This window comes from Desulfovibrio oxyclinae DSM 11498 (assembly GCF_000375485.1).
Lineage (GTDB): Bacteria > Desulfobacterota > Desulfovibrionia > Desulfovibrionales > Desulfovibrionaceae > Pseudodesulfovibrio > Pseudodesulfovibrio oxyclinae.
In genome coordinates this window covers 1-5,014 of the sequence record NZ_AQXE01000025.1, presented here as the reverse complement: position 1 = coordinate 5,014, position 5,014 = coordinate 1, and the positions used below count along the sequence as shown (strand labels likewise).

1 protein-coding gene is annotated in these 5,014 nt (G+C 69.0%); it reads right to left on the bottom strand.

What is annotated here, in order from left to right; all coding sequences use genetic code 11:
• Positions 1-2,179: 2,179 nt before the first annotated feature.
• A complete protein-coding gene (locus B149_RS18905; RefSeq protein WP_425386886.1) occupies positions 2,180-4,261 on the bottom strand; it encodes a host specificity factor TipJ family phage tail protein in 2,082 nt (693 codons plus the stop codon).
• Between the last annotated feature and the right edge of the window lie 753 nt (positions 4,262-5,014).

The window sequence follows — 5,014 nt, the reverse complement described above, 5'->3', positions numbered from 1 at the left end:
AGCGCGGTCTGCTCGTATTCCTGCGGCGCGGTCCAGAGGTTGTGGGCATTGACCACCGCACAGACGGCCAGGGCCGCATCGGTCGTCGCGGCGTCGGCCTTGCCGGCCAGCGCATCCAGCAGTCCCGTGATCGCNTCCATGGGGTGCGCACCGGCCGCGCTGCGCGAGTTGAGCGCGTTGTGATCGAGCCCGAGCAGCGCGTCGGCCTGCGCCTGCAGATCGCCCAGGACCTTGGCGGCCGTCGGCACATCGCCGCCCTCGGTGGGCACCAGCTGATCCGCCGCGCCGTGGATGATGTCGTGCAGCAGGGCCATGTCGGCCCGCATGCGNGCAATGAGAGTCAGAAAATCGGCCATTGTCGCCTCCTACCAGTTGAGCGGGCCCGGAAGGTCCGCATGGATAATCCTGTGCAGCTCGTCCCCGCCGAGCGCATCGAAGCCGCCCATCTCCACCACCGCGGCCACCTCGTCGGCCGCCAGCGTGCGCCGCTCCTCCACCCGCAGCACGGCCTGCACAATGCCGGACAGCCCCCGGAAGTCGAAGTCCGGACGCTGCTCGAAGCGGACCACGTGGGGAGAGAGTCCGGCAGCGGTCATCAGCAAAATCTCGAACCANTTGGAGCCGCTTTTCAGGGTGTGCTTTTCCCACGCCTCGAAGATGACCGCCTGNTCGGCGGTGAGCACCCACGAGACGGGCATCAGCGACGGGTCGTCGGGAAACTCCTGCCGCACCCGGACGCCGTCCTCCATCTCGGTCTTGCGCCGGGTNTCCTCGGGCTGGACCTTGTAGTCGGCNCGNCGGGGCAGCGGCAGCATGGCGGGAAACGGGGTGATGTCGTTTGCCATGGGTCCTCCTAGATGATCACGGCGATCTCGTCCGAGAGCTGCATCTCGGTCACGTCCGGGTTGAGGTCGTAGAGTCGGTCCACGGTGAACACGCGGAAATAATGNGTGCCGGCGNCAAGCCCGTCGAACGTGGCGGACACGGCGTCCGCGNCCACGCGCAGCACCTCCGCNGCGTCGGCAACGCCGAACCCGGCAGCCGCGCCNCGCGCGAGGATGTAGCCGGTCACGTCGCCGTCCACGCCGGTCCAGTCGAAGGTCACGGAGGATCCGGACACGGCGTGCGTCAGATTCGGCGGCACGGCCGGAGCCGGGTCCGTGGCGGTCAGGCTGGACGCGGTGCTGGTCCCGGCATCGTTGCGGGCCACCAGCTCCGCGAGCACCTCGCGAAACGGCCCGCCGTCCAGCTCGGCCATGGTGGCGGTGTAGGTGTAGGTCAGGCCGGTGACGACCACCTCGCGCAGCGTGGTGGCGCCGGATTTGAGGGTCAGCACGTACTCGCTGGCAAGGGCCGAGGCGGTCCACTGCAGGGCGAGCTCGCCCGCCTGATACGGCTGCACGAGCGAAACAGGCACGGACCACGGCGGCTCGGGGTCGCCCACGGAGCCGGACCACGTGGCCCACGGCCCGCGGATTGCGCCGACCCCGGCCACGCGAAAATAGATGGACCCGGCCGGCACGCTGGCGGAAATCTCGGGCTGCGTGACCTCGGGCAGCGCGTGCCANGTGGCGTTGTCCCGGCTCCACTCGGCAACGTAGTGCGTGGCGGACGGAGCCGGACGCCACGAGGCCAGCAGCTCGGGAGCCTCGGGCGTGCCCGCGGGATTGACCAGCAGGCCGGAGACCACCGGCCCATCCGGCGTGGGCGGCAGCGCCGTGCCGGGATCGTAGTCCGGCACCTGCCCCTGATCGGCCGGGTAGACCCGCTCGTCGTCGATCACCGAGGACACGTCGATCAATCCGTTTTTGCGCGGCTTGATGTCGGTGACGAGCACCCGGCGGGCAAAGGCCTCGGCCGGGCCGAAGGCCCAGTGCGTACGCTCGCGGTCGCGGGCGGTGGTGACCCAGTGCCGGGATCGTAGTCCGGCACCTGCCCCTGATCGGCCGGGTAGACCCGCTCGTCGTCGATCACCGAGGACACGTCGATCAATCCGTTTTTGCGCGGCTTGATGTCGGTGACGAGCACCCGGCGGGCAAAGGCCTCGGCCGGGCCGAAGGCCCAGTGCGTACGCTCGCGGTCGCGGGCGGTGGTGACCCAGTGCCGGGATCGTAGTCCGGCACCTGCCCCTGATCGGCCGGGTAGACCCGCTCGTCGTCGATCACCGAGGACACGTCGATCAATCCGTTTTTGCGCGGCTTGATGTCGGTGACGAGCACCCGGCGGGCAAAGGCCTCGGCCGGGCCGAAGGCCCAGTGCGTACGCTCGCGGTCGCGGGCGGTGGTGACCCAGTGCCGGGATCGTAGTCCGGCACCTGCCCCTGATCGGCCGGGTAGACCCGCTCGTCGTCGATCACCGAGGACACGTCGATCAGTCCGTTTTTGCGCGGCTTGATGTCGGTGACGAGCACCCGGCGGGCAAAGGCTTCGGCCGGGCCGAAGGCCCAGTGCGTGCGCTCGCGGTCGCGGGATGTGGTGACCCAGCCCGCCGGGTCGTCGAGATCGGCCACCGCCTGCGCGAAATCCGTCTCGTCCAGCAGCACCCGGCGCGGATCGCCGTCCGGGTCCGGATGCACCAGCACCGGTCCCCATGGCTGCCCGTTGCGCCGGCGCAGCGACAGGTAGTGGTCCTGCCCGTCGCGCCAGACCAGNTCGCGATCCAGCGTGACCGCANACGANCCTTCCNNGGGCCAGCGCACCACGTCCCCGGCCACGCCCCAGTCCACCAGCGGATGNGCCACGTCGCAGGCCTCGCCGAGCAGCAGCATCCGGCCGTCCTCCTCGGTNGTCCANTCCACGGTCACGTTGCGCCACGCGTTGCGCGCGGCCTCGTACATGCCNTCGCGAAAGCCCTGCGCGCGGTTGTCCACGCCTGCGATGCGCTTGCGCTCCGGCTGCTCGGCAGTGCAGCCGGACAGGTCTGCGGGCACGGCCTGCGTGGCAAAGCCCCGGTCCCGGTCCGTGTACTCCACCACGATGCGGTCGGGCATCTCGGGCCGGTACAAATCGTAGTGGACGCGGAAAGTCCCGCGCACGATGTTGCGCGGGCTGAANAATCCGCAGCGGCGCGTGCGCGGCTCGTCGCGGTAGAACGAGATCCCGGTGCCGATGGGGCGCGGAAAGGTCCGGCAGGACCGCCCGGCATCGAGCAGCGCGGACCAGACTGTGACCGGGGTGTCGAACACGTGGCAAAAATTGTCGCCCCGGGCAGCCTGTCCATCGGCGAGCGCGGCCAGCACGTCCCGATCGAGGTGCTCCTCGTCGAGNCCGCCGTTGACCGGGTTGCGGCAGATGTCCGCCAGCGCCCAGGAGAGCGCACGCGTGGGCTGCGGCTCGGACCACTGCTGCACGCCCGCATCCCAGACCGGCAGCATCCGCGTGGAGACCACCCGGACCATGCGCGACGACTGCTGGGTCAGGCTGTTGGTGGCCCGCATGCGCACGGCGATGAGAGTCACATCCGGGTANGTGCGCTGTCCGGGCAGGTAGGCGCGAAGGCCCGCCCACTGCACCTCGTTGAGATCCAGCGCATCGGTGCTGGCGTTGGACGTGCGCTTGGCGCGCACCTCGTACCGTCCGGTCTCCACGGAGTAGAGATAGCTGCGCCGCTGGGGGGTGCGCGTGGCAGCAGACTCGGTCTCGGTGCCGAGCACAAACCAGTCCCCGACGGGCTGGCCCGCGTCATCGATGCGCCGCGCCTCAAATTCACAGGTCACCGAGATGCTGGACATGGAGTTGTTTTGCTTCATGTGCCCCAGCCCGCGCGGAAAAACGGTGTCCACGCCCAGCTGGTTGGTATCGGTCCCGGCGGTGTTGGCCACGAACGGACCGAGATANCCGCCGCCGTCTTCGTTGGGGCCGAACAGGGTCTGGCCGGACACCTCGGCGGAGGTCTCCACATTGTCCGGGAACAGGGTCACCGGCTCGCCCGGATTGACGATCTGGATGGTCACGCCCTCGAAATTGCCGGTGTACTCGCCGCCCGCCCANACAGCGGTGTCGCCCACGCGCACCTCGTCGATGCGGTACCGGCCGAGGCCGACGCACAGGAGCTGGTAGACGAACTGATCGTTGCCGGAGTAGTCCCAGTATGGCTGCGCCGCGAGATCGGGCGTGGTCAGGTTGGTGCCGTACCCGGTGGGAATGGGCTGGTACAGCCGCGCGGTGTTGGACTGCGGCGTCAGGGAGTACGTCGGGCTGGCGGACTCCAGCGCGCGGGTCGAAGCCAGCGAGGAAGGGGTGCGAGGGGAGCTAGAGAACATGCCCCCCAGCATAGCGCCGCCAACAGCGCCCAACGCTTTGATACCGTTTAAAACGATGGAGCCCCCAAGCTCACTCAAGCCCCCAACCATCCCGGAGATACTCGCTGTCAATGGCATTGCCGCCCATGATGCAGCTGCCATCAGTGCGATAGACAGGGCCATTTTCATGGGGTTGGAGCCGCCTCCGCCGCCTCCGCCCTGCGGCAGAGCCACGAACAGCACCACGTCGTCCTCGCCTACCTCGCGCGTCCAGTCGGCCCGCAGCAGCGGCGTGCCGTTGAAAAAACAGACGGTCGGCACCGGGAACTCGCCGCCCGGCACCTCGTCGCGCACCCAGTCGCGTACAGCGACGCCCGTCACCTGCCGGATCGCGCCCGGGGCGCTGCCATGGCTGCGGATGATCTTACCCACGGTGCACCTCCGGCAGCCCACCCAGCAGATCGGCATGGCGGTTGAAAATCAGCCCGCGCCAGCCCAGGTGCCGCAGCTCGAACGGCGTATCCAGACACACGCCGGCCCCGCGCACGCAGTGCAGCACCGCNCCGTCGGCAGCGGACCACAGGCCCACGTGGGCCGGATCGCGTCCGCGAACGAGCTGCACCACGTCGAAATCCTGCCGGTCAGACCGGACACGGAAATCCCCGAACGGNGAGAGATCGCTGCACGCATCGATGCAGTCCCGGAACGATTCGGGATCCGCGACGATGGCCGTGGACTGTATCCCGAAAAACGTGCGGTAGACGTACCGGATGA